Genomic DNA, 23,071 nt, shown 5'->3' with positions numbered 1-23,071 from the left:
GGAGAGCCGACATGAAGGACTACCCGCTGATCGCGGATCACGGCCTGATCGGGGACCTGCAGACGGCCGCCCTCGTCAGCACCGACGGCTCGATCGACTGGTTCTGTGCGCCCCGCTTCGACTCGCCGAGTGTGTTCGGGGCGCTGCTGGACCACGAGAAGGGCGGCCACTTCCGGATCCGCCCGGCCCACGGCACCTTCGAGACCAAACAGCTGTACTTCCCGGACACGGCCATCCTCATCACGCGTTTCCTCACTGAGGCCGGCGTCGGTGAGGTGATCGACTTCATGCCGGCGACGAGCAGCACGCACGCGACCCAGAACCACCGGATCGTGCGGCTGCTGCGCTGCGTCCGCGGCCGGATGACGTTCGACATGGAGATCGCGCCACGGTTCGACTACGGGCGCGAGGCTCATCAGTGGCACGCGACCGAACACGGCGGTGTCTGCACGAGCGACGGCTCGACGCTGACCGTCCACATCGTGCGTGAGCCCGAGGACGCGCGTCTGATTCAGCCGCGGGTGGACGACGGCGGCGACGTACAGGTCTCGTTCACCCTTGAGGCCGGGCAACAGCGCGGGGTGATGCTCGAGACCGCGGCCGACGGGCCGCCACGGGAGATCCGGGTCGCCGAGGCGCAGCAGTTGCTCGACGACACAGCCGGCTTCTGGCGGACCTGGTTGGCGCAGTCCACCTACACGGGTCGCTGGCGTGAGATGCTCCAGCGCTCGGCGATCACGCTGAAGCTGATGACCTACGCGCCGACGGGTGGACTGGTGGCTGCGCCGACGGCCGCGCTGCCGGAGCAGATCGGCGGTGAGCGGAACTGGGACTACCGCTACACCTGGATCCGGGACGCGTCCTTCTCCGTCTACGCACTGCTCCGGATGGGGTTCACCGAGGAGGCCGGCGCCTTCGCCGGCTGGCTGCGGGACCGCGTGCAGGAGAAGGCCGGCGGAGCCAGTGGACCGCTCAACATCATGTACCGGGTCGACGGGTCCTCCGACCTCGCCGAGGAGACCCTGGGGCACTGGGAGGGGTACCGCGGCTCCCGCCCGGTGCACATCGGCAACGGTGCCTCCGGCCAACTGCAGCTGGACATCTACGGCGAAGCACTGGACAGCCTCTACTTCGCCGACCAGCGCGGCCTGACCATGGGCCACCAGGGCTGGCTCGAGGTCCGGGACCTGCTCGACTGGCTGACCGACAACTGGGATCAGCCCGAGGAGGGCATCTGGGAGACCCGGGGCGGTCGCAAGGACTTCACCTATGGCCGGGTGATGTGCTGGACCGCGTTCGATCGGGCGATCCGGCTCGCCACCACCCGGTCCCGGCCAGGGCCGGTGGACCAGTGGATCCGTGCCCGGGACGCGATCTACGACCAGGTCATGGCTCGCGGGTTCGACTCGGAACGCGGTGCGTTCGTGCAGCAGTACGGCGGCAAGGTGCTCGACTCGTCATTGCTGCGCATGCCGACGGTGGAGTTCATCGCACCGCAGGATCCGTTGTGGCTGTCGACGTTGCGGGCGATGGACTCCGAGCTGGTCACCGACAGCCTCGTCTATCGCTACAACCCGGAGGCGTCACCGGACGGCCTCCGCGGCTCGGAAGGCACGTTCTCGCTGTGCACCTTCATGTACGTCGACGCGCTCGGCAAGGCCGGCCGGGTCGAGGAGGCACGGCTCACCTTCGAGAAGATGCTCACCTACTCCAACCACCTCGGCCTGTACTCCGAGGAGATCGCCCTGACCGGCGAGCAGATCGGCAACTTCCCGCAGGCGTTCACCCACCTCGCCCTGATCGACGCAGCCATGACCCTGGACGCCCAACTCGACCGAAAACAGCATTGATAGCCCGATGGGCGGCGTTATCGGCGAGATCCTTCCCCTCGCGCTGGGGGTCGCGATCAGCCCGATCCCCATCATCGCGGCGATTCTCATGCTGTTGTCGCCGAACGCGAAGACGACCAGCGTCGGGTTCCTCGTCGGCTGGATCGCCGGGGTCGTCATCGCGGTCGTCGCCTTCACTCTCCTCTCGGCACTCCTGCCCGAGGACGATTCCGACGCCTCGAAGCCGATCCAGGGCACGATCAAACTCATCCTCGGCGTGCTTCTGATCCTCTTGGCCGCCAAACAATGGCGGGCCCGTCCACGCGACGAGGTGGCGCCCGAGCTGCCGAAATGGATGTCGGCGATCGACACCCTGACCCCGGTCAAGGGCCTCGGCCTCGGCGTTCTCCTGTCAGCGCTGAACCCCAAGAACCTCATCATGGCCGCCGGGGCGGGCATCGCGATCGGCGGTGGTGACCTCGGCACCGGTCAGACCGTCGTCGTCATCGTCGTCTTCACGGCGATCGCCGCGTCCACCGTCGCGGTGCCGGTCATTGCCTACCTTGCGGCCGCCGAGCGAATGGCCGAACCGCTCGAGGCTCTGCGCGGATGGCTGGTCCGGGAGAACACGGTCGTCATGGCAGTTCTTCTCCTCGTCATCGGCGTGGTCATGATCGGCAAGGGACTGGGGAGCTTCTAGCCGCCGACTGTGCCTCAGGCTTCGTCGGCGAAGACTGTTGCCCAGTCGTTCTTGATGCTGACGACCGTCCAGTCCTCGGCGCGGGCCTGCTCGAGTGACGTCTCGGCGCCTGAGGTGTAGCTGAACTCGCGTTCCTCGTCGTCGTGCAGGATCAGCAGCCGTAGTCCGGGACGCTGGGGACGTCCGGCGTACCGGAGCATCGGGATGTCGCCGTTGGAGTTGCCGGCGGCAACGACAGGCCGCCGGCCGGTCCGGCTCCAGATGCGGACAGGTTTCATCGGGCCGTCGTCGAAGACGTCCATCTCGGCCTGGTACACGAGCGATCCTCCGGTGTCGTCATCCTGGTACCGCAGCCCGGCCGAGCTGCCGATGACGCGCTCGGCGGGAATACCGTAGATGTCGGAGGTGACCGGTCGCATGAAGTCGCGGTCGCCTCCGGACGCGATGTACGTCGTGAACCCGTAGGCCTCGAGGTAGCTCAACAGTTCGACCATCGGGAGGTAGGTGCAGTCCCGGAACCGCCGGCCGAGCGTCGGGTGGCGGGTAGTCAGCAGGAAGCGCTCGGCCAGCTCCGCGTAGGTGTCGACACTCATCGCTGCGAACGCCTGAAGGATGCCGCCCATGAGCACCTTCACGTCGCTGTCGTCGCCGTGGTAGTGCCTGGTAATCACGCCACCGAGCCAGGCGTAGTCCTTGTCCCGGGCGGCCTGCCACGGCTGCCGCGCTCGGAGGCTCGGGTCTCGTTCGGCCATCTCCGCGAGACGTTGCAGGATGAATCCGAGTTCGAGCGGCATCGGCTTCTCGCACCAGAGCGTGCCGTCGTTGTCGAACACGGCGATCCGCTCGGAGGGCGGAACGTACTGCGCCCCGCCCTCCTGCACTGCCCGCTCGACGTAGTCCACGATCGCCTGTCGAGCCGGCGTGTCCTGCCAGGACGTCAGCATGTCTACTCGCGCATCAGCATCAGGGCGGCCTCGCGTTCGAGGTCCAGGTACGGCTCGCCGCTGACATCGATCGCCACCCGGTTGATCGTGCCGCCGGTGAAGGCATGCGGGGGCTCACCCGGGTAGTCGTCAGTGATCGGCTCGCCGTTGTGCCTGCCGATGTACAGGCCTGAACCTGCGATGGCGAAGGCCCCGAGCTGGGTCTTGATGCGTCCCTCACCGACCTTCTCGTCCCCGTGGTACAGCGAGAGTGTTCCGGTCGCGGCGTCGGGGTCCATCCCTTGCTTCTCGAAGGAAGCCGACAGGAGCAGGTTCTCACCCGTCGGGATGTCCTTCGTCCCGACGACCTGCTGCTCGATCGCGCCGACGAAGCTGTTCACGTAGTGCAGCCGGTTGCCCTTCACGTACAGAGCATGGCCACCGAATCTGGCACCCATCGCGAACAGCACACCTTCGGCTCCCGGTGCCGGGATGTCGACGAGCGCGCCGATCGAGAAGGAGCGGTTACGGGTGTTGACCGCCTGCCACTCCGAGACCGGGGCGGTGTCCGGGTAGTACACGTACCGGTCCTTCGCAGCGCTCAGCTGGGGCCGGGGAGTGCTGAGGATCTCCAGCGCGGAGCGATCGTCGAGCGGGAAGGCGTTGTTCGCGCCGGCCTCGGCGAACCAGATGTTCACCAGCTCGCGCAGCCTGTCCGGCTGCTCTGCCGCGAGATTCGTGATCTCGGACCGGTCGACGTCGACGTGGTACAGCTCCCATTCGTCGGCGTTGAAGTTGGCCCAGCCGGACACGGTCGGGTGGGTGGTGACCGCCTTCCAGCCCTCGTGGTAGATCGAGCGAGATCCCAGCATCGAGTAGAACTGTGTCTTTCGCCCGGAGTCGGCGGACGCGTCGTCGAGGCTGCCGCGCATGCTGATGCCGTCGAAGGCGCTCTGAGCGTGGCCCTTGATCGCCTCGGGGGCTTCGACGCCGAGTACGTCGAGGATCGTCGGGACGACGTCGATCGCGTGGTGGTACTGGTGGCGGAGCTCGCCGCGTGCCCGCGCGCCCTTCGGCCATGAGATGATGCAGGGGTCCGCCGTACCGCCGTTGAACTCGTAGCGCTTCCACATCTTGAACGGGGTGTTGAACGCCATCGCCCAGCCGTTCGGGTAGTGGTTGTAGGTCTTCGTACCACCCAGCTCGTCGAGCTTGGCGAGGTTCTCGGCCAGATCGTCGGCGATCCCGTTGGCGAACTTCATCTCGTTGACCGAGCCGTTCGGGCCGCCTTCGCCGCTCGCACCGTTGTCGGACACGACGACGACCAGGGTGTTGTCCAACTGCTCGGTCTGCTCCAGGTAGCCGAGCAGCCGGCCGATGTGGTGGTCGGCGTGCCCGAGGAATCCGGCGTACACCTCTGCCATCCGGGCGAAGAGGCGCTGCTCGTCGGCGTTCAGCGTGTCCCATGGCCGGGTGTAGTCGAGCTCCGGGAACGGCTGGTGGTCCGGGCCGCTGCGCGTCTGGGGTGTGCCGATCGGGTTCAGCGGAGGCAGTTCGGTGTCTTCCGGCACCAGACCGAGTTTCTTCTGCCGCGCCAGGGTCTCCTCCCGCAGCGCCTCGTAGCCCTGATCGAAGCGGCCGGCGAACTTCTCGATCCACTCCTTCGGCGCGTGGTGCGGTGCGTGGCAGGCGCCAGGTGCGTAGTACAGGAGGAACGGCTTGTCCGGAGCGATCGCCTTGGCGTCCTTGATGAACTCGATCGCCTTGTCGGTGATGTCGTCGGTCAGGTGGTAGCCCTCCGCGGGCGAGCGCGGCTGATCGACCGGGTGGTTGTCGTAGACGAGGTCGGGGTACCACTGGTTCGTCTCGGCCCCGAGGAACCCGTACCACCGTTGGAAGCCCCGGCCGCTCGGCCAGTTGCGACGAGTCGACGCGAGGTTCATCTCGTCGGTGGGGCACAGGTGCCACTTGCCCACCATGTAGGTGTTCCAGCCGCGCTCTCCGAGGATCTCCGACAGCATCCCGTTCTCTGGTGGGATCGTGCCGCTCGCGTTCGGGAATCCGATCGCCGCCTCGGTGATGCACGCCATGCTGTTGCGGGTGTGGTTGCGACCGGTGAGCAGCGCCGACCGGGTCGGCGAGCACAGCGCGGTTGTGTGCCACTGGGTGAAGCGCACCCCGCGCGCGGCGATCGCGTCGATGTTGGGGGTCTCGATCGGGCCGCCGTAGCAGCTCATCGCCGAGAACCCGACATCGTCGAGCACGATGTAGACGACATTCGGCGCGCCCTCCGGTGCCTTCGGCGGCTCGAACGGCGTCCAATCCGGCACGGAGTCGCGGATATCGACATTGATCGTTCCCCGGAACGGCGCAGGCATGACGTTCCCTCCTCGCAGGTTGATGTGAACTCAGCTTGAATCGGGGCTTGACGCCGGGTCGTCACCCGCACGGGATGAACCGGCCTGGTAGGCGTGGAAGGCGTCCGCAAGGGTCGGGAAGATGTTGTCCTCGCCGATCGCGTCCACGGTCCCGTACGCGCGGAGTGTCGCGAGCAGTTGGGTATCCGGCCGGACGAGCACGAAGCGGGCGTTGTGCGCCTGGCTGTAGTTGACGAGGTTGGCCAGAGTCACCCCGGCCGAGTAGTCGATGTCATCGATCGCGCCGCAGTCCAGCGCTACCCAGCGAACGGGGTCCGGAGCGGCGGAGATGATCGACTCGAGTTGGTCGGCGAAACGGTTGGCGTTGGCGTAGAAGAGTTCCGCGTCGTAGCGGAAGACCACGAGCCCGGGCAGGCTCTGCGTACCGGGCACGGCCGGCAGATAGGTCGGTTCGCCGGCCGGGTTCTGACCGATGACGTAGTCGCCGGGTTTGTACTGCCGCCGGACGAGGTCGAGCAGCGAGAGCGCGACGGCGAGGATGATTCCCTGCTCGACGCCGACGGCGAAGACGGTGACCGCCGTGATCAGAGCCACCACGAACTCGTTCTTGCGTCGCCTCCACAACCGCTGCATGCCGGGCAGGTCGATCAGGCTGACACCGATGAGTAGGACGATCCCGGCGAGCACCGCCGTGGGCATGTCCGCAAGCAGCCCGGTGAAGAACAGCGTGAACAGCAGCACGACGGCCGCCATCGTCAGGTTGGCGAGCTGGGTGCGCCCCTTCTGCTCGTCGAGGATCTGCGTCTTGGTCGGGCTGCCGTTGACCACGAAGGTGCCGCTGAGGCCGGCGGCCAGGTTGGCGCCGCTGAGCCCCACGAGGTCGCGGTTGATGTCGACGGCGTCTCCGTGTTTGAACGCGAAGCTGCGGGACGTGGCGGCGCTCTGGGCGATGATGAGCACGAAGCAGGACAGGGCGGTCGGCAGCACCTTGGGCACGTCCGACCAGGAGAGGCCCGACGGCAGGCCGATCGGCGGGAATCCGCCCTCCACAGCACCAACTACGGCGACGCCGTGTGCGCCGGCGTCGGCCAGGGCGGAGATCGTGGTCAGCAGTACGACGGCGACGATGGCACCGGGAACAACCGGGATGAAACGCTTGAAGATCTCGATGATCACGATCGTGGCCAGTCCGAAGGCGAACGTGCCGAGACTGATCGAGGACAGCGAGGTGATCCAGTGCCACTGCTGTTCGAACCAGCCGCCTTTGCCCTTCGGGATGCCGAGCAGGTCCGGAATCTGCCCTGACAGCACCTGGATGCCGACGCCGGTGAGGAACCCGATCAGCACAGACGCGCTCAGGAAGTCTCCGATGAAGCCGAGCCGCAGCAGCCGCGCCACGATCAGCAGACCGCCGCAGACCAAAGCCGTGAGGCCGGCGAAGGCAAGCCAGTCCGGCGATCCGGGCGTGACTCCGGCGATGCCGAGACCGGTCAGACCAGCGGCGAGTACGGCGGCAGTGGCGGAGTCCGCGCCCACGACGAGCAGCCGCGAGGAGCCGAGCAGGGCGAAGACCAGAGTGGGGAAGATGATGGTGTAGAGCCCGGTCACGATCGGCGTACCGGCGATGGAGGTGTAGCCCATCACCTCGGGAATCGCGACAGCCGACAGCGTCAGTCCGGCGGTGATGTCGCGCGCCAGCCAGGCCCGGCGGTAGCCACGCAGGGACTCCGGGACGAGGTTCATGCCTTGGTGGTCAGACGTCCTGGATGGCTTCGATCCGGTTCGATGCGATGGCTTTGGAGAAGTCGGCGAAGTCCTGGTCGTTCTGGGCCGCGTAGCGTTCGGAGAAGTCGGTGATCGACTTGTCGAAGGCATCGTCGTCGCCGAGGTACGCCGCGATGGTCACCGGGTCGCCGGATCGTGCATGTGCCCTGGCCAGGGTCCACCCGCAGGTGCGGGCGTAGAAGGCCAGTTCCGCGGGTGCCATCAGCTCCACGAGTGCGGAGCCCTTCATGTCGCGCAGTTGACGCCAGTAGTAGTAGCGGTCGGCCTGAACACCTTTGGACCAGCCCAGGAAGATGTCGCTGCTGGCCTGCATCAAGCGCTGGCCCTGGACCACCCGCTCGCCCGGTTGCCTGAACGCGCTCTTGCGCAAGGTTCCTTCGAGCACCGACCGGGTGGCTTCCTTGACCTGGAGGAACAGCGGGTCGTCCTGGTCACGACCCTGCAGGAGGACGATGAACGCCCGAGTTCCGACGCTGCCGACACCGACGACCTTCCGCGCCCAGTCGACGATCTCGTAGCGCTCCAGCAATTGTCGAAGGTCGAGCCGAAGGGTGGACCGGTAGTCCCGGAACAGGTCGAGGACGACCTTCTCGAGCTCTCCGGGCGCGACGCCGTACGCCGTGTGAAGGTCGCGCGCGGGGACGATCACCGGCGGGACACTGGCGATGCGGTAGCGGCCGTCGACCTGTTCGCCGAGCTTGGACAGGGCCTGATCGCTGGTGCGGGAGTGCGACTTCTGTGCGTTCTTCGCAAAGCGCTTCTGAGCCTCCTTCACCTGCTTCCCCGTCATCCCGCTCATACCGTCGCCGGGGTCCTTTTTCTTGCCCTTCTTCGATCCCTTGCCTTTGTGCTTGCCGTTGGCTTCGGACAGGAAGGCGGTCACCGACTGCCTGATCTGGTCCTCGGCGAGGTGGGCGTACCACACGTCGAGAGTCTTGCTGGCGGCGAACTCGGCCATCGACTCCCGGTACGACGTGACACAGGCCCTCGTGATCGCACGGGCGTCGGAGTCCGAACAGCCGTTGTTCTGTGCCGCGACCATGATGCTCGCGGCCAGCCGCTTGACGTCGTACTCGAACGGGCCTGGAAGGGTCTCGTCGAAGTCGTTGATGTCGAAGACCAGGTTTCGCTCCGGTGAAGCGAAGACCCCGAAGTTCGACAGGTGGGCGTCACCACACAGCTGGACCTGGAGACCGGACGTGGGTGTCCCGGCGAGGTCGGCCGCCATGATCTTGGCGGCGCCGCGGTAGAAGGTGAACGGCGAGGCCACCATCCGGCCGTGCCGGACCGGAATCAGGTCCGCGTCCCGCCGGAGGTTCTGTTCCTCGATGAGTGCTACCGGGTCCGGCCGGTCCGCGGCGGGCTTCCAGCCGGCGTGACTGTCCGGCATCGCCCGGGTGCGAGCCTCCACGCCGCGTGCGTTGCGCTCGTCCAAAGTCAGATGCTCAACTTTCGTCGCCATGATCGGCCGCCCTTCTCTCCGTCGCAGGCCAGGCTCGTCGGACGAGCCGGTGTCCCCACCCTGCAATCCGCGTCCTCCGCCGACGATTCAGCAGGACCCGGCTCGCCGCATCATCCCTGTAGGACGATGAGGGTCCCGCGATGCGTTAGTTCATCGCCGGCGGTTCGTCACCCAGATCCACTGAAGCCACCTCGATGGCGACTTCGAGTGCCAGCGCGATGCGGCCGGTCGCAGCGGCGACCCGCGAGGTTCCGGCAATGGGTGCGATCGCCGCGAGGACGCCGCGAACGTCGTCGGCGTCGAGGCCGATCTCGGCATCGACGGCCAGGTTCAGCGCGTAGGACGCGGCGGGCGCGTCGCTGGCCACCAGGGCGGCCAGTCGCACGAGCGCGATGGATTGCGCGTCGAGGGTCGACGTGGCCACGGAATCGACGGTCATGCGCTCCAGGAGGTCGAGAACGGGGGTTTCTGATGTGGCGAGGTCCGACATGGCTTCTCCTCAGAAGGTCTGCTGCGACGGCGATTCCGACACAAGCCCACCCTGCATCGGCAGCCGGTTCGAGGCATCATCCAGATTGAATGAACCCAGCAGTCGGTTTCACCCCGGACGGAGGAGGCGGGAGGCTGCCGGCCCGGTGCATGCTGACGTTCTGGCTGAACTCGGTGGCGGAGCACGAGTTCGGGAACCGGGACAAAGGACTGAGAACGTGAGCGAGAGGACGCGGTCATCCGGCGCAGGTGGGCCTGATCCCGCCCGGTCCCACGGCACGGGCCGAGGCGTCCGGTCGTGGTGTGTCTACCTGACCACGACAGCCGGGCTCCTCTGCGCGATCGCCAGTTGGGGTCTGGGCGGGGTCGTCATCAGCGTGATCGTTGTCGCGACAGCGGCAGCCGTCGTCGCCTCATCGGTGTGGGGAGGGGACGGGTGGGGCGCGATGCGCAGGGTCGTTCGGGTCTCGTTCGCCGCCGGGCTGATCACACCGGCCGCCGTGGGTCTGATCGCGGTCCTCAAGTTCGCCGGCGTCTTGATCGTGCTGATCCTGGCCGCGACCACGCCGGCTCTCACCGCGCTCGTCCAGACGCGACGGCAGGCCAAGGGGGATCCACCAGTGGCACTGCCGCAGGCGGGGACACCACGCGAACCCGCGGCGTCGCTCGCCGACGGTTCTGCGGCCGGCCCGCCGCGAGAGCTCAGTTCCCTCGACGACGAGGCATTGTGCCTGGCCTGGCGCCGAAGCTTCCGCCGGCTGGAGACTGCCCCGACGGCGGTCGAACGCCTGTCCGTCGTCGAACAGCGGCAGCAGTATCTCGACGAGCTCCATCGGCGCTCGCCGCAGGGATTCGCCGCCTGGCTCGCCTCCGGCGCACGAGCATCCGGCAACCCGCTTCCGTACGTCGATGATGCCCGGCGCCGAGCCAGCTGAGTGCAGCGACTCAGCCGTCAGTCGCGGCGATCCTCGCGGCGGTCGCGGCGGTCCTCGCGGCGGTCCTCACCGTCGTCGCGGCGGTCGTCGCGGCGGTCGTGGCGACGATGCATGCCATGTGCGACGACCACGGCACCTCCCACGGCTGCAACGGTCCTGCGCCTGCGTCGGGCTCCAAGTGGCATGATGAACTCCTTCCTAGGCCTTCTTGATCTCTTCGGTCTCTGCGGCGTCGGCCTCGATGGCGGCGATCACAGCCTGGATCGGGATGCGTCCGCTGGCGACCAGCTGACCGCCGGCGTGCCGCACTGCCGTACCGAACGGCGCGGCCCACAGGTTCTCCCAGACGAGTACCGCGGCCGAGCTGCCGGGCTCGATGGTCACGGCGAGGTCCTCGACATCCTGCTCACTGAGCAGCATCGCGATCTCGGTCTCGAATGTCCGCAGCTGCCCGATCGCGCTCTCGTCCAGATCAGCCGCCTCGAACGCCTCGACGCTGCCGTCCACGTCCTTGATCAGGAACAGCAGGTCGAGGATCCGGATCAGGCCCCGGTCGACGTAGTCGGTCAGGATCGGTGCGATCTGTCCGGTCAGCTTCGTCTCCGGGAACTCGACGACGATCCAGTCGACCGGGCCCAGCTCATCGATGTTGACAGTCATGCTCTACCTCCAGCGGTAAAAGTTGTTGCGAAGTCCTCAGCCTGCAATCCCGGTACTCGGCCGACGATTCAGCAGAGCCCAGGGTCCGCACATCACCCTTGCCGGAGGATTGGGGTCGTCAGATGTCGACGCTCACCGGGAAGGTGGCGATCCAGGCGAGGGCGGTGACGAGAACGAGGCAGCCGATCCCAGCCAGGATCCAGCGCAGGCGGCGGTTGGTGATCTTGGTGCTCATACCGGCGAAGAACAAGACGACGGCATAGAGAACGACGGTGAGCACGTAGTTGCTGGACACCTGGAGGTCTCGCAGCACCTTGGCTGTGGAGGCCGCGGCGGCCGCGTCGAGCCGTTCGGCCTCCTGCCGCGACGCGAGCTGGTATTGAGGCATGGCGAAGGGTGTCGGCGGTGCATCCGGATTCGTCAGCGGGCGGGTCGCCAGCCAGGCGGTGAACGCGGGCCGGAACTCCGCGCGGAAGCGGTCGGCGTAGAAGTCGGCGAGGCCGGCGTCACCGCGACGATCCGCGTCCGTCCAGGCGATGAACGTGGCGACGTCCACCTGGCTCTGGGCCTGGGACAGACCTTGCGCCCGGGCAGCATCGATCCTGATCGCGTTCGCACGGCCGGCCGCCTTGGCCTGCTCGCCGTTCCACCGGGTGGCCTGGTAGCTGCTCCACGAGGTCCCGAGGGCAGCGACCACCAGCAGGACGGTAACGAGCACCTCCTGCCAGTTGCGGCCGCGCTCGGGCCGCTCGTCAGCGCCGGTTGCCACGATCGTCACACGGGGGTGTCACGTCGAGCCCGATCACCTGGAGTTGGGTATCGATCAGACCGATGGTTCGCACCATCGCGGTCGGCTGCAGCCTGCCCACCCCATCGCCATGCGGATGGTCGAAGAACACCAGCAGAAACAGCAGGAGCGTGATGACCACCGTCACACTGCCCATCAGGAGGCTCTGCGTCAGCGCGCCCTCGGTCGGATCTGCGAAGAACAGCAGGTACACGAAGATCACCACGGAGACGGCCGCCAGGACCAGCCACACGGGCGTCGGGATGATCCCCTCCGCGCCGTGCACCCTGTCGACGCGGGCCTGTTCCCGTTCGGCGGTCTGGGCCATCCATCGGTCGTACGCCGACTGCTCGACGGTCGTCTTCGGATCGACGGCGGAGATCGTCCGGAACATCTCCGCACCCCACGGATTGAAGGAGTTGCCGAGCGTGCCTGTGTTCAAGGCATCCCACTCGACCCCGGCCACGGACCGCGCGTAGCAGATCAACTCGCCGGTGAGCGCGGTCTTGCCGGGCAGGTACTGGGCCGTTTGAACCTGTTGCGCGACGATCGTCGCCTCGGACTCGGCACCTGCCCGCGACTGGTCGTACGACGTGAACGACAGGAAGATGATGAAACCGAGCAGCACGGAGAATCCGGTCGCGAGCACACCGAAGACGCCTGCGGCGCGGTCACCGTCGCTGAAGTAGCCGCCTTCCGGCGCCCGCCTGCGCACGAGGAGCATCGCCGTGACGGTGATCGCGGTGGCGAGGATCATGACCAGAGCGGCCCAGACGATGTTCATGCGCGCCTGACTGCCGCGGCTGTCACAGCCGCCTACTTCGCGGTTCCGGGTACGACTCCGGCCGGCGCGACGGGACGGGAGGTGGGTGTCGCCCTGCCTGCTCCGACCAGGACCTGCACGACAGCCAGCAACCCGACCACGAGTGCGAGTGACCAGAAGAGGCGCGACAACGAGACGTCGTTGCCCCAGAGCAGGACGACGACGCCCAGCAGACCAACGGCAACGCGCAACCACCGGGCGTTGGGCGCGACCCATCGACCAGCGGCGCCGACCGGGCTGCTGGCCAGGGCTCCGCCGATGCCTTCCAAACCGCCCGCGACTGCAGTGCGGACGGCCGTGCCGTACCTGTTGGGCCCCGCGAACCAGCCGATGACCACGAGGATCAGACCAAGCCACAGGAACACTTGCCGGCCGCGGTCGAGGTAGGAAAGCAGCCTGTCGTAGAAGACCGAGCTCGCCGGACCGAACGTCGTACCCGCCAAGGCGTCGATGAACAACTGCCGTCCGACGCTCAGCGCCAGCCCCACCAGCACCGCGTTCGCCGCGAGCACTGCCCCGATGATCACCGTCGTGCGTGGACGCCGGCGCGCGAGCACCAGCGCTGCCAGGTACAGACCCGCCACCAGGACGATCAGCCATTGAGCGAGCGGGTTCGCGAACGCGTAGATCGTCCGGAGTTGCTTCACTTTTGGTGCTTCCATCAACACGATCTGCTTGTCGATATCGGGGACCGGCACGTTCTGCACGATCGTGAGTCCCCGGTCGACCAGGCGTTGCTTGACCCGGTCGATGACTTCGGAGACATCGAGGACGACCTGATCACCCTGCAGCGACACGGCGCCGGACTGATCACCCTTCAGGACGCGCTGGAGTGACTGCTGAGCCCTGGTGTTGACGGCGGTCCAGAGGTCGGCGAACTCGTCCGAGGCGATGAACTCCCGGACCTGGCGGTCGATCAGACTGTTGATCGCGGCAGCCAGCGGCCCGACCAGTCGCTGCAGCCGGGGCCGGTCGGTGACGACACCGGAGAACACGTCGTTGAGGAGTGCCTCGATGTCGACCTGTTCCTCGATGGCGCCGGTGACTGTCGTCGCGATGGCGTCCTGTACCTCTGGCGAGTTCACCAGCGGGCCGACGGTGTTCACGTAGCGCGTGGTGTCGTTCAGCGTGCGTTGTCCCCAGTAAGCGATTGCCGCGGGCGTCGTCAGCAACGCTGCCAGCACCAAGCAGATGACCACCGCGACCGAACGCCCCCTGGATCGCTGCGTCACCGCGGGCGCTTGGACGGGCTCGCTGCGTTCCGGACCACCGGACAGCGTGGGGTCTGGGTCAGACATGCCGTGCCTCCTCGCCTGTCGGCCAAGGGCTCGATCGTCTCTGTCGCGGGCAAACGGAACCTCACCCCACACGGATGAACCGATCGGTCGGGACCTGCGGCGACAGCGAGTAGTCGGGACTCATCCGCGTGGGGTGAGGTGCACGGCCGCGGCGGGAGTCAGCATCCAGATGCGATCCGCCGCCGATTTCGGCGGTCGGCCGACGCATCGAGAGGAGATACAGAGATGGCTGCGAAAAAGGGCGCGGTGGTCATGACCGGCTTCGTCGTGTTCGCCGGCGCGCTGCTCATGGTGATCGGGCTGGTGAACGTCTTCGAGGGATTCGTCGCGCTGTTCTCCGACGAGCGTCTGGTGATGACGCCGACCAAGCTCGTCCTCGTGGACGTGACCGGCTGGGGATGGTTCCTGCTGATCTTCGGGTTGTTGCTGATGGCTGTCGGTGGCGGCCTGTTGGTGGCGCAGACGTGGGCCAGGATCACGGCGATCCTGCTCGTCTGCCTGCACGCTGTGGTGCAGGTCCTCTGGCTCGGCGCCTACCCTGTCTGGTCGTTGCTGATGATCGCGCTGGACACCATTGTGCTGTTCGCGCTGACCGCCCGGTGGCACGACGTACGCGACAAGCTCGGAGGGGCGGACCAAACGCCATGGAGCAAAGACGAGGAAGCCGAACTCTCGGCCGCCGAGCAGCGTAGACCTCCCCTCTGAGGGAGATCAGGGCTGGTCGCTTCGGCGGGGCACTGTGGCACCGAGGTGCTGATGCGGGGAGCGTCGTGCGCGAGGGCCGGGACCCGGACCGTCCTCTGCTTGCTCGAGTCTGACGTAACGACGTCCGAGCGGGCCGGCCGAGATCCCGTGCAGCACGACGCTCAGCAGCACGGTGAGAGCCACGGCGGCGACGGCGCGTTCGACCAACGCGCTCTCGCCGAGCTCTTCGATCGCCAGCAACGCGAACACCACCGATGCGAGACCGCGGGGGCCGAACCATCCCACGAAGATGACGGTGCGGCTGTCCAATCCCTTCCCGAGCAGGGCCAGGGCGACCGGAACGATGCGGACCACAGTCAGGCTCAGTACGGCGTACGCGAGGAGCGGCAGGTCGAAGTTGTGCACGAAGAACGGCACCAGCGCGGCGCCGAACAGGAACCAGACCGCGAACGCCAGGATCTCGCCGACGAGTTCCGGCAGCTCGATGACGGTGTCCGCGTCGACGACGTCCTCGTCGAGTCCCGCCCGGAAGGCGATGCCGGCCACGAACGCCGCGATGAAGCCGTTGCCGCTGAAGGCGACCGCCAGGGCGAAGCTGCTGAGCGCGGCGGCGAACGTGCCGAGCCGTCCCGCGCCCGTGCTGATCCAGTCGTGGCGGGAACCATAGGTCAGGAGCTTGCCGCTTCCGAGCCCGATCAGCAGGCCGACGCCGAGGCCGACCGCGAGCTCGAGCAACGCGCCGCCGCCCTTGGTGGAGGTGTCGCCCTCGTGCGCCACCCCGAGTTGTCCCGCGGCAACGGCGAGCGTGAAGGTGACGATCGGTGTGACGATGCCGTCGTTGAGTCCACTCTCCACGTTCAGTGCGCGACGCAACCGCATGGGTATCCGTTCGTCATTGACGACCTGTGCGCTGAGAGCGGCGTCGGTAGGAGCCAGCGTGGCGCCGACGAAGCCCGCGAGCGCCCAGGTGAAGTCGTCGAAGAGCCAGGCCGCCAGGAGTGAGCCGACGATCACCGAGAGCGGAAGTCCGATGCCCAGCAGCCGCACGGGCAGGTTGATGTCCCGTCTCAGCGTGGAGAGGTTGACTCTGGAGGCGTCCGAGAACAACAGCATCGCGAGGGTCAGCTCGGCGAGAACATGGACCGATGGGGCTTCGACGTGCACCTGGAGCGGTCCCCAGTCCGGGTTGCCCAGCACGAAGCCGGCGATGGTGAAGACCAGTGGACCGGTGATGTTCGCCCGGGCCAGGAGGTCCGAGGTCACCGCCCATGCCAGGACCAGCAGCGCGAGCACTGCGAACGTAGCCTCTGTCACTGGCCCGCCTCCGTCGTGAATCCGGCTGCCTGCACCGTGACAGTCCGCGCGGGTGAGCGCCTCATCCACCCGAGAGGGTTTCCACCTGGTGCGGGAGGAGCAGATCATCCCGGCTGTGGGATGTGGTGACGGGGGAGGACGGACAGGATGGCGTTGGCGTCGGGTCACGACGCCGAAGCGGACAGTCTGAGGGTGGGCCATGCAGCAGGTGGGGCGGGTTCCATGAGGCGGCGGGTTGCGGCAGTTGTGGCGCTGCTGGTGGGGACGGCGACGCTCGTGCTCGGCGTGGTGGTCTCTGTGAGCCAGTTTCCGCGTGGGCTCGGTGTGTTGACCTGTGTGGTGATCGCTGCCTGCGCGGCCTGGTACGGCGTGTTGCGACGAGGGTTCGCGCGTCTGGCCGGGCTGTACGTGGCCGGTCTGGCGCTTCTCGGTGCGGTGATCTTCATCGTCGTGGGTGGGAAGTTCGGCGTGGATCTTCTGGTCCTGGTGGGGCTTCTGGTCACTCTGGCCGCGACACGCGCCAGCTTTACCGCCCATGTGGATCTGCCGCGTGCGACGGCACCGCAGCATCCGGTGCTGTTCTACAACCCGAAGTCCGGCGGCGGAAAGGCAGAACGTTTCGCCGTCGCCAAGGAGGCACGCGATCGCGGGATCGAGCCGGTCGAGCTGAAGCTTGGTGACGATCTCGAAACCCTCGTTCGCGGAGCGGTCGCGCGCGGCGCCGACGGGCTCGCGATGGCAGGCGGGGACGGCTCGCAGGCGATCGTAGCCGCGATCGCCGCTGAGCTCTCGCTGCCGTATGCCTGTATTCCGGCCGGCACACGCAACCACTTCGCGCTCGATCTCGGGGTCGACCGTGACGACGTGGTCGGTGCTCTGGACGCCTTCGTCGACGGCGGCGAGCGATTGGTGGACCTGGCCGAGGTCAACGGCCGCGTGTTCGTCAACAACGTGTCGCTCGGCCTGTACGCCGAAGCCGTCCAGCGCACCGGTTATCGCGCTGCCAAGATCAGGACCATCCTCGACACCGTGCCCGACGCGCTGGGCGAGACCGGCAGCGATCTCGACATGCGCTGGACAGGCCCGGAGGGGCACGATCATCGCGGGGGCGCCGCCGTACTCGTCTCCAACAACCGCTACCGGCTCGGTCGTGCGGTCGGGTCCGGCACCCGTCCGCGCATCGACGACGGCCTGCTCGGTATCACCGTCCTGGGCGCACCCGCGGACGCCGATCAACACCGCCTTCAGCGTCCGTGGCGCGAGTGGACCGCTCCGACCTTCGAGGTCGAGGCCGATCGGCCGCTGCCGGCCGGCGTCGACGGGGAGGCGCTCGTCCTCGACGCGCCGCTGCGGTTCGAGATCCGGCCCGGAGTTCTCCGGGTGCGGATCGCGCACCAGCACCCGGGCTCGTCGCCGTCAGCGACCGTTCCCGAGGGCATCCGTGACGGACTGGCCGAGCTGGTGCGCATCGTCCTCGGCCGGGACCGGGAATCAGCAGGTTCAACCGCTGGGAGGCCGTAATGGATTTGATCGAGATCAAAGAGAAAGAGTCAATGAGCCGAGAGGCCGCTGCGTCCCGCTTGCACAGTCTCGCGGACATGCTCGCCAAGGAGAACGACGTCGAGTTCGACCGCGGCGGTCTGCGGGTCAAGGTGCACGTGCCTGACGAGGTGCATCTCAAGCTCGAGTTCGAGCTCGGAGACGACGGGAGCGAGCTCGAGATCGAGCTCACGTGGTGACGGAACCCCGCGCGTGACCACCTCGCCGCATCGTCTCGCTCGTTACGACCGTGCGCTCTACCGGTCGGTGGCGCGTCTGTCCACGCCGGTTCTCGACGAGCCGCTGCGGCAGGTGTCCGACTTCGCCGACTTCTCCAAGCCGTGGTTCCTGGTGGCCGGTGCGCTGACGCTGGTCGGCGGACCACGGGGCCGGCGGGCTGCGTTCGCGGGGCTCGCGGCGATCGGGGCCGCGTCCCTGGTGGTGAACCAGCCGATGAAGAAGGCGTCAGGGGTACGCCGTCGACCCGACCGCTACGGCCTCGGTGTACCCGTGCAGCGGTGGGTACGGATGCCCTCCTCGGGGTCGTTTCCGTCCGGGCACTCAGCGTCCGCGGCGGCCTTCGCGATTGCCGTCGGAGACGTCCTGCCCGTGCTCCGCCCGACGCTGCGGGTCGCAGCGTCGGTCATTGCCTTCTCCCGGGTCTATACGGGCGTGCACTACCCGAGCGACGTCCTGGTCGGCGCGACGGTCGGAGCGCTGTTCGGGCGATTGGCCGGCCGGCTGGCCCTTCAGTTGGATGACAAGGAGCAGACGTCATGACAGCTCAACCCACGCAAGGTGGCGCGCACGCGGTGGACGGCGGTCGGTTGTGGGCCGGAGGCGCGGCCACGGCCGTCGTTGCCGCCTTGATCGCGCTGGTCGGCATCCTGCTCGCCCGCGGTGTCTTCGACGTACCCGTTCTCGCACCCAAGGGCGAGGGCACCTGGGGGGACGCGGACACCCCGAAGTACGCGCTGTGGTGTGCTCTCGCCGCGCTGGTGGCCACTGGTCTCATGCACCTGTTGGTGATCTCCACGCCACGGCCCTTGCAGTTCTTCGGCTGGATCATGGCGCTGGCCACGCTCGCGGCGGCACTCGCCCCGTTCGTCGCCAACGGCTCGACGTCATCGAAGGTTGCAACCGCGTTGATCAACCTCCTTGTCGGGATCGCCATCGGCACGTTGGTGAGCGGAGCAGCGCGGTCGGCGATGCGGAATCGCCGTACCAGTCCGGGTGACCCGCAGACCCGCTATTGACCGGGGCTCTCCGGTCGGTGCCGGACTGCCCAGGCCTCGGCCTCCCGGAGCGCCTGCTCGGTCGATTCCCCGACCAGCTCGGTGGCCTCGTAGACACCGATCGGATCGGACCCGTCCGGCCGGTCGGTACGACGCAGCAGCTCGGCGAGTGTGGGGTCGACTCCGCTGAGGTACAACCGTCCGCCGACGGTCTCCAGGGCGGCGGCGTAGTCGTCCACGATCTTGACGAACGTCGCACCCACGGCGGTTCGGCCGCGCAGCCGCAGTACGACGGTTGGCGCCTCGGTGCCGGCCGGGTCGGGCAGCTTGACCCGCAGTGTGCGCGAGCCGGCGTACAGCAAGCTCCCGTAGACATCGAGGACGGTCGCCTGGTGACTGGGCAGACTCGCCGGGGCCGGTTGTTCGGTCCACCGGCCGCCGTTGATCGGCGTCAACTGGACGATTTTGAGGTCCATGGCCTCCTGGTTGAGCTGCAGTAGCAAGGAGAGCGACACCCCGATGCCGACCGCGGCCGAGACCGGCAGGAACAAGGTCGCGCAGAAGGTCGTGACGACCGCGATCTGAGAAGTCGGGCCGGTGCGCAGGATCGTTGCCAGCTCACCCGGCTTCAGCGACTTGACGGCCGCGTACACGAGGATGGCGGCCAGCGTCGGCAGGGCGACGAGCCCGATCACGCCGGCGCAGGCCACCAGGATCGCGATCATCCACAGACCCGACAGGATCGCTGCCCACCGCGTGCGGCCGCCGACCGTCTGGTTCAGGGCGGTCTGGCCGACCGAGCCGCCCACCGGTTGACCGCGGAAGAAGCCGGCCGCGAGGTTTCCGATGCCCTGGGCAACGAAGTCCCGGTTCGCGTTCGAAGCGGTCCCGTCGCGGTTCGGTGCGGCTTCGGCGACGCCGCTGCCCTGGACCAGGACGATCGCGGCGACTGCCAGTGCCCCGGTGACCAACGGGAACGACAGTTGGCTGAGGTCCGGCAGTTGCGGCGTCGGAACGCCGCGAGGAATCTCCCCGGTGTCCTTGACGCGGGTCACGGTGCCGGCGCCGGCGACGGCCAGGCCAACCGTTGGCACGACCAACGCAATCAAGGCACTCACCGCCGCCAGCCGGGTCCGGGACAGGCCGATGAGGATACCGAGCGCGCCGACCCCCGCGAGCAGTGAGGCGACGTCGATCCGCGTGGGATGGAAGACAACGTCCACCGCCTTGGTGAGGGCGAGTTCCCCGGTCGCGTCGGCACCGGTCAATCCAGGTAGCTGGCTGAGGACGATGTTGACCGAGATCCCGGTGAGGAAGCCGGTCATGACCGAGTGCGAGACGAAACGGGTGTAGCGTCCCAGCCGTGCGACGCCCGCCAGGATCATCACCACGCCGGCGATGATCGTCAACAGCAGAAGGGCTTGCGGCCGGTCTGCTGCGTCGACACCCTCCAGGGCCGATCCGGCGGCGAGAGCCCCGGCCGTGGTCGTCGTGACCACCATCAGCTGGCTGCTCGTCGCCAGCCCGCCGGCGACCGGACCGGCGAAGCTCGCGTACAGCCCGTGGATCGGGTTCACCCCGATGAGAGCCGCGGACGCCATCCCGTTGGGAACGCTGCTGATCGCCCCCGGCAGCCCCGCGACCACGTCGGCCCGCAGACTCCGCCTCTCCGGCCGAACCGACCGCAGGATTCCCATGATCGAGCGTCTCCTCACCCGGTAGTGGTTGGGAGCCTAGGTGCGAACCGGCGCCGGTATCTCACCCCGGCCGGACGATGTGGTGGCAGGGATCCCCGGGCATCGTGTGGGGGACGATGAGGGAGGCGGTGCGCGATGACGTACGGCGATATGGACGAACGGCAGGATGTGTCGAGTGGGGCGGTGGGCGGGATCGCCTTCGCCGCGAGCATGTTGGTCATGATCGGTGCCTTCTCGATGGTCGCCGGGCTGGCCGCGATCCTCGATGACGACTACCTGGTCGTTTCCCGGCGTTACGCGTTCGATCTGGACACCGTCGCGTGGGGATGGATCCATCTGGTGCTGGGTTTCGCGGTCGTGGCCGTCGGGATCGGCCTGTTCATGAACAAGGCCTGGGCCGGAGTGGTCGCGATCGTCCTCGCCGGACTGATCGCGCTCGACTACTTCTTCTTCATTCCTTACCAGCCGGCGTGGTCGCTCGTGGTGATCGCGCTCAGCGTGTGGGTCATCTGGGCTGTCACGCAGGCCCGAGCAGAACGCCGTACCTGACTCCGGGACGGCCGTCTACGGACGTCGGCGCACGGCTGCCGGGTGCCGCCGCGGCCAGCGCGTTCGGCGGCTGAGGGTGCGGACGAAGAAGTCGCCCAGCTGGTAGAGCGGGTCGGGCGAGGTGGGGAGGGACTCCGGAGAGCCGAAGGCGATGTCGGAGATGGTGAGCCGGGCGCCTCGACTCAGCGCATCGTGGTAGCCGACGAGTCGCCCGTCCACCCGCAGGTAGGTCTTGCCACTGGTGTGCCAGTCGAATCTCAGTTCCGCGAAGCGCGTACTGGGACTCGGTAGCTGGCCGATGTCGTGCCAGGCGCCGTGCAGCCGGATCCGGACCAGGGCCTGGAAGGTGGTCAACGGCTCGAGACTCAGGTCGAACTCGTCTCCGAGGCGAAGGATCCGCACAGACGAAGTGACGGCTCGACCAGGGTGCTTGAACCGCAACTGGCAGCTGACCCCGATGACATCGACGAGCGGTGTGTCGAGGACGTAGCGGAGACTGCGGCCCGGTGCGATCAGCATGGTGTCCCCGGACGAACCCAGTGCGAGCGATTCCGACGACCAGGTGCCGGGTAGGCCCTGCAGGGACCGGACGTCGTGGTCCGGGAACTCGTGCAGCAACACTGAGCGCCACATGGCGATCCCCCTATCTGACTTGCTCGGCTGCGACCGCGTCGGCAGCAGGGACTTCTGCCGGTTCCACGGCCGGAGCGTCTTCCGGGAGTTGATCGCCGGAGACGAGGCCGTTGAGCCAGCGGGTGGAGGGGTCGGCGTCCAGGAGCAGGGCCTTGACCAGGAGCGAGAGCGGGATGGCCAGTACGGCGCCCAGCGGGCCGAGGATCCAGGCCCAGAAGACCAGGGACAGGAACGTGAGGGTCGTCGTCAGCCCGACCGCCTCGCCGACGACTTTCGGCTGGATGATCGACTGGATGATGAAGTTGATGACGCTGTAGGCGATGATCACCCACAGCAGGGTCGCCCAGCCCTGGTCGAGCAGTCCGAGCAGCGCGGGCGGGAGGACCCCGATGAAGAAGCCGACGTTCGGGATGTAGTTGGTGATGAACGCGAGCAGGCCCCACAGCCAGGGCAGCGGGATGTCCAGCAGATAGAGGACGCCGACGTCGAAGATCGCGACGACCAGTCCGAAGACGGTGGAGACAACCAGGTAGCGCGTCGTACCGCGGGCGAAGTCGGTCAGGGCGAAGCTGATGTCCGGCCTGATGCGCGCCGCCTCCCGCAGCCGGTCCGAGAAGGCGCTCGCGTCGAGGCCCATGAAGAACAGCAGGACGATGACGAAGCCCAGGTTCGAGACGACCCCGAGGAGTCCGGACAGCCAGCCCTGCAGGACATCGAGGAACTTCCCGAGGTCGAGCTTCTGCAGGGCGGCCTGGAGCTCGTCGGCGCCCACGCCGCGGCCTGCGAGCCAGCCACGGACATCGTCGACCAGGTCGGTGAACTTGTCCTGGTACGTCGGTAGGAGCGTCCCCAGCCTGGCGACCGAGAAGGCCAACGCGGCTGCCACTCCCAGCAGGAAGGCGTTCACGACCACGAGTGCGATCAGCGACGCAACCCAGCCCCTGACTCCCTTCCTGACCAGTAGCCGGCGCAGCGGACTCACCGCGATCGTCAGCGTGAGCGCGAGGAAGACGGGTCCGACGATGTCCGAGAAGCTGCGCACGCCGGCGGCCGTCAGCACGGCGGCCCCGGTCCCGAGGAGGACGACAACCCCACGCGGCAGCGTGGAGGGTGCAGGCGTCGGGCCGGCCGGCGGCAACAGGCCGTCGGGGGACTCCGTGGAGCCTGCGGACATCGTCGCGCCCTCCCTCTCCAGACCCATCGTGGCTTCGAAGGTCGCTCAGATCGCACGGGGGAGCATCACCCGCCCAGGATGATCCGCGCCGCCGGCGCCCTGGGTCATCCGGTCAGGGTGAGGCGGCAGGCAGATCCATGCGAGAGGCTGCCCCGT

Annotated in this window: 22 protein-coding genes; 9 read left to right on the top strand and 13 right to left on the bottom strand. The window is 67.6% G+C overall.

Annotated features, from left to right (window positions below; translation table 11 throughout):
* Window positions 1-11 precede the first annotated feature (11 nt).
* Together E0H45_RS17925 and E0H45_RS17920 are read left to right on the top strand one after the other, a co-directional pair.
* A complete protein-coding gene (locus E0H45_RS17925; RefSeq protein ID WP_131338674.1) occupies window positions 12-1,850 on the top strand; it encodes a glycoside hydrolase family 15 protein in 1,839 nt (612 codons plus the stop codon).
* Window positions 1,851-1,857: 7 nt separating this feature from the next.
* Complete coding sequence (locus E0H45_RS17920) at window positions 1,858-2,529, top strand: GAP family protein (RefSeq protein WP_131338672.1); 672 nt, start codon at window positions 1,858-1,860, stop codon at window positions 2,527-2,529.
* A 14-nt stretch (window positions 2,530-2,543) separates the two neighbouring features.
* On the opposite strand, the gene E0H45_RS17915 is transcribed toward E0H45_RS17920, so the two are convergent.
* The 5 genes from E0H45_RS17915 to E0H45_RS17895 all read right to left on the bottom strand — a co-directional run bounded on the left by E0H45_RS17915 (window position 2,544) and on the right by E0H45_RS17895 (window position 9,567).
* The gene (locus E0H45_RS17915; RefSeq protein WP_131338670.1) at window positions 2,544-3,473 is read right to left on the bottom strand and encodes an HAD family hydrolase; all 930 of its coding nucleotides are present in this window, start codon (window positions 3,471-3,473) and stop codon (window positions 2,544-2,546) included.
* Between the two features lie 2 nt (window positions 3,474-3,475).
* A complete protein-coding gene (locus E0H45_RS17910) occupies window positions 3,476-5,830 on the bottom strand; it encodes an arylsulfatase (protein WP_131338668.1) in 2,355 nt (784 codons plus the stop codon).
* A 30-nt stretch (window positions 5,831-5,860) separates the two neighbouring features.
* Window positions 5,861-7,573: a SulP family inorganic anion transporter gene (locus E0H45_RS17905; protein ID WP_131338666.1), complete on the bottom strand. Its 1,713-nt coding sequence runs from the start codon at window positions 7,571-7,573 to the stop codon at window positions 5,861-5,863.
* A gap of 10 nt (window positions 7,574-7,583) precedes the next feature.
* On the bottom strand, window positions 7,584-9,077 hold the full coding sequence (locus E0H45_RS17900; protein WP_131338664.1) for a DUF2252 domain-containing protein: 1,494 nt from the start codon (window positions 9,075-9,077) through the stop codon (window positions 7,584-7,586).
* Between the two features lie 145 nt (window positions 9,078-9,222).
* A complete protein-coding gene (locus tag E0H45_RS17895) occupies window positions 9,223-9,567 on the bottom strand; it encodes a carboxymuconolactone decarboxylase (RefSeq protein WP_131338663.1) in 345 nt (114 codons plus the stop codon).
* Window positions 9,568-9,784: 217 nt separating this feature from the next.
* Between E0H45_RS17895 and E0H45_RS17890 the strand changes: the two genes are divergently transcribed.
* Window positions 9,785-10,501, top strand: coding sequence for a hypothetical protein (locus E0H45_RS17890; protein ID WP_131338657.1), 717 nt, complete (start codon window positions 9,785-9,787; stop codon window positions 10,499-10,501).
* Between the two features lie 198 nt (window positions 10,502-10,699).
* Here E0H45_RS17890 and E0H45_RS17885 read toward each other — a convergent pair whose 3' ends face one another.
* From E0H45_RS17885 to E0H45_RS42480, 4 genes are all read right to left on the bottom strand, one after another.
* A complete protein-coding gene (locus tag E0H45_RS17885; RefSeq protein WP_131338655.1) occupies window positions 10,700-11,161 on the bottom strand; it encodes a DUF6325 family protein in 462 nt (153 codons plus the stop codon).
* 118 nt (window positions 11,162-11,279) lie between these two features.
* Complete coding sequence (locus tag E0H45_RS17880) at window positions 11,280-11,939, bottom strand: hypothetical protein (protein ID WP_131338653.1); 660 nt, start codon at window positions 11,937-11,939, stop codon at window positions 11,280-11,282.
* Window positions 11,914-12,732: a bestrophin-like domain gene (locus E0H45_RS42485; RefSeq protein WP_165546499.1), complete on the bottom strand. Its 819-nt coding sequence runs from the start codon at window positions 12,730-12,732 to the stop codon at window positions 11,914-11,916. Before E0H45_RS42485 ends, E0H45_RS17880 begins: the two co-directional genes overlap by 26 nt.
* 32 nt (window positions 12,733-12,764) lie before the next feature.
* Entirely contained in the window at window positions 12,765-14,069 is a 1,305-nt protein-coding gene (locus E0H45_RS42480; RefSeq protein ID WP_165546498.1) for a hypothetical protein, read from the bottom strand.
* 225 nt (window positions 14,070-14,294) lie between these two features.
* On the opposite strand from E0H45_RS42480, the gene E0H45_RS17870 reads away from it, so the two are divergent.
* Window positions 14,295-14,774: a DUF7144 family membrane protein gene (locus E0H45_RS17870; RefSeq protein WP_131338649.1), complete on the top strand. Its 480-nt coding sequence runs from the start codon at window positions 14,295-14,297 to the stop codon at window positions 14,772-14,774.
* 6 nt (window positions 14,775-14,780) lie between these two features.
* Here E0H45_RS17870 and E0H45_RS17865 read toward each other — a convergent pair whose 3' ends face one another.
* Entirely contained in the window at window positions 14,781-16,088 is a 1,308-nt protein-coding gene (locus tag E0H45_RS17865; protein ID WP_165546497.1) for a cation:proton antiporter, read from the bottom strand.
* A 222-nt stretch (window positions 16,089-16,310) separates the two neighbouring features.
* Between E0H45_RS17865 and E0H45_RS17860 the strand changes: the two genes are divergently transcribed.
* From E0H45_RS17860 to E0H45_RS17845, 4 genes are read left to right on the top strand one after another with little or no spacing between them, the layout of a single operon-like run.
* On the top strand, window positions 16,311-17,609 hold the full coding sequence (locus tag E0H45_RS17860) for a diacylglycerol/lipid kinase family protein (RefSeq protein WP_131338645.1): 1,299 nt from the start codon (window positions 16,311-16,313) through the stop codon (window positions 17,607-17,609).
* The gene (locus tag E0H45_RS17855; protein WP_131338643.1) at window positions 17,609-17,827 is read left to right on the top strand and encodes an amphi-Trp domain-containing protein; all 219 of its coding nucleotides are present in this window, start codon (window positions 17,609-17,611) and stop codon (window positions 17,825-17,827) included. Before E0H45_RS17860 ends, E0H45_RS17855 begins: the two co-directional genes overlap by 1 nt.
* Window positions 17,828-17,840: 13 nt before the next feature.
* Window positions 17,841-18,407 (top strand): phosphatase PAP2 family protein, encoded by a 567-nt coding sequence (locus E0H45_RS17850; protein ID WP_131338641.1) that lies wholly within the window; start codon window positions 17,841-17,843, stop codon window positions 18,405-18,407.
* On the top strand, window positions 18,404-18,883 hold the full coding sequence (locus E0H45_RS17845) for a DUF6069 family protein (RefSeq protein WP_131338639.1): 480 nt from the start codon (window positions 18,404-18,406) through the stop codon (window positions 18,881-18,883). The genes E0H45_RS17850 and E0H45_RS17845 overlap by 4 nt, the downstream gene beginning before the upstream one ends.
* On the opposite strand, the gene E0H45_RS17840 is transcribed toward E0H45_RS17845, so the two are convergent.
* On the bottom strand, window positions 18,877-20,559 hold the full coding sequence (locus E0H45_RS17840) for a SulP family inorganic anion transporter (RefSeq protein WP_131338637.1): 1,683 nt from the start codon (window positions 20,557-20,559) through the stop codon (window positions 18,877-18,879). The genes E0H45_RS17845 and E0H45_RS17840 overlap by 7 nt on opposite strands.
* A 135-nt stretch (window positions 20,560-20,694) precedes the next feature.
* Between E0H45_RS17840 and E0H45_RS17835 the strand changes: the two genes are divergently transcribed.
* Entirely contained in the window at window positions 20,695-21,108 is a 414-nt protein-coding gene (locus E0H45_RS17835) for a DUF7144 family membrane protein (RefSeq protein WP_202872377.1), read from the top strand.
* A 15-nt stretch (window positions 21,109-21,123) separates the two neighbouring features.
* Here E0H45_RS17835 and E0H45_RS17830 read toward each other — a convergent pair whose 3' ends face one another.
* Both E0H45_RS17830 and E0H45_RS17825 read right to left on the bottom strand, forming a co-directional pair.
* On the bottom strand, window positions 21,124-21,741 hold the full coding sequence (locus tag E0H45_RS17830) for a hypothetical protein (RefSeq protein ID WP_131338635.1): 618 nt from the start codon (window positions 21,739-21,741) through the stop codon (window positions 21,124-21,126).
* A 10-nt stretch (window positions 21,742-21,751) separates the two neighbouring features.
* Window positions 21,752-22,942: an AI-2E family transporter gene (locus E0H45_RS17825; protein WP_131338633.1), complete on the bottom strand. Its 1,191-nt coding sequence runs from the start codon at window positions 22,940-22,942 to the stop codon at window positions 21,752-21,754.
* Window positions 22,943-23,071: the final 129 nt, after the last annotated feature.

Source organism: Kribbella soli (genome assembly GCF_004331345.1).
GTDB lineage: Bacteria > Actinomycetota > Actinomycetes > Propionibacteriales > Kribbellaceae > Kribbella > Kribbella soli.
The sequence above is the reverse complement of the archived record's forward strand: the minus strand, read 5'-3'. Positions and strand labels throughout refer to the sequence as shown.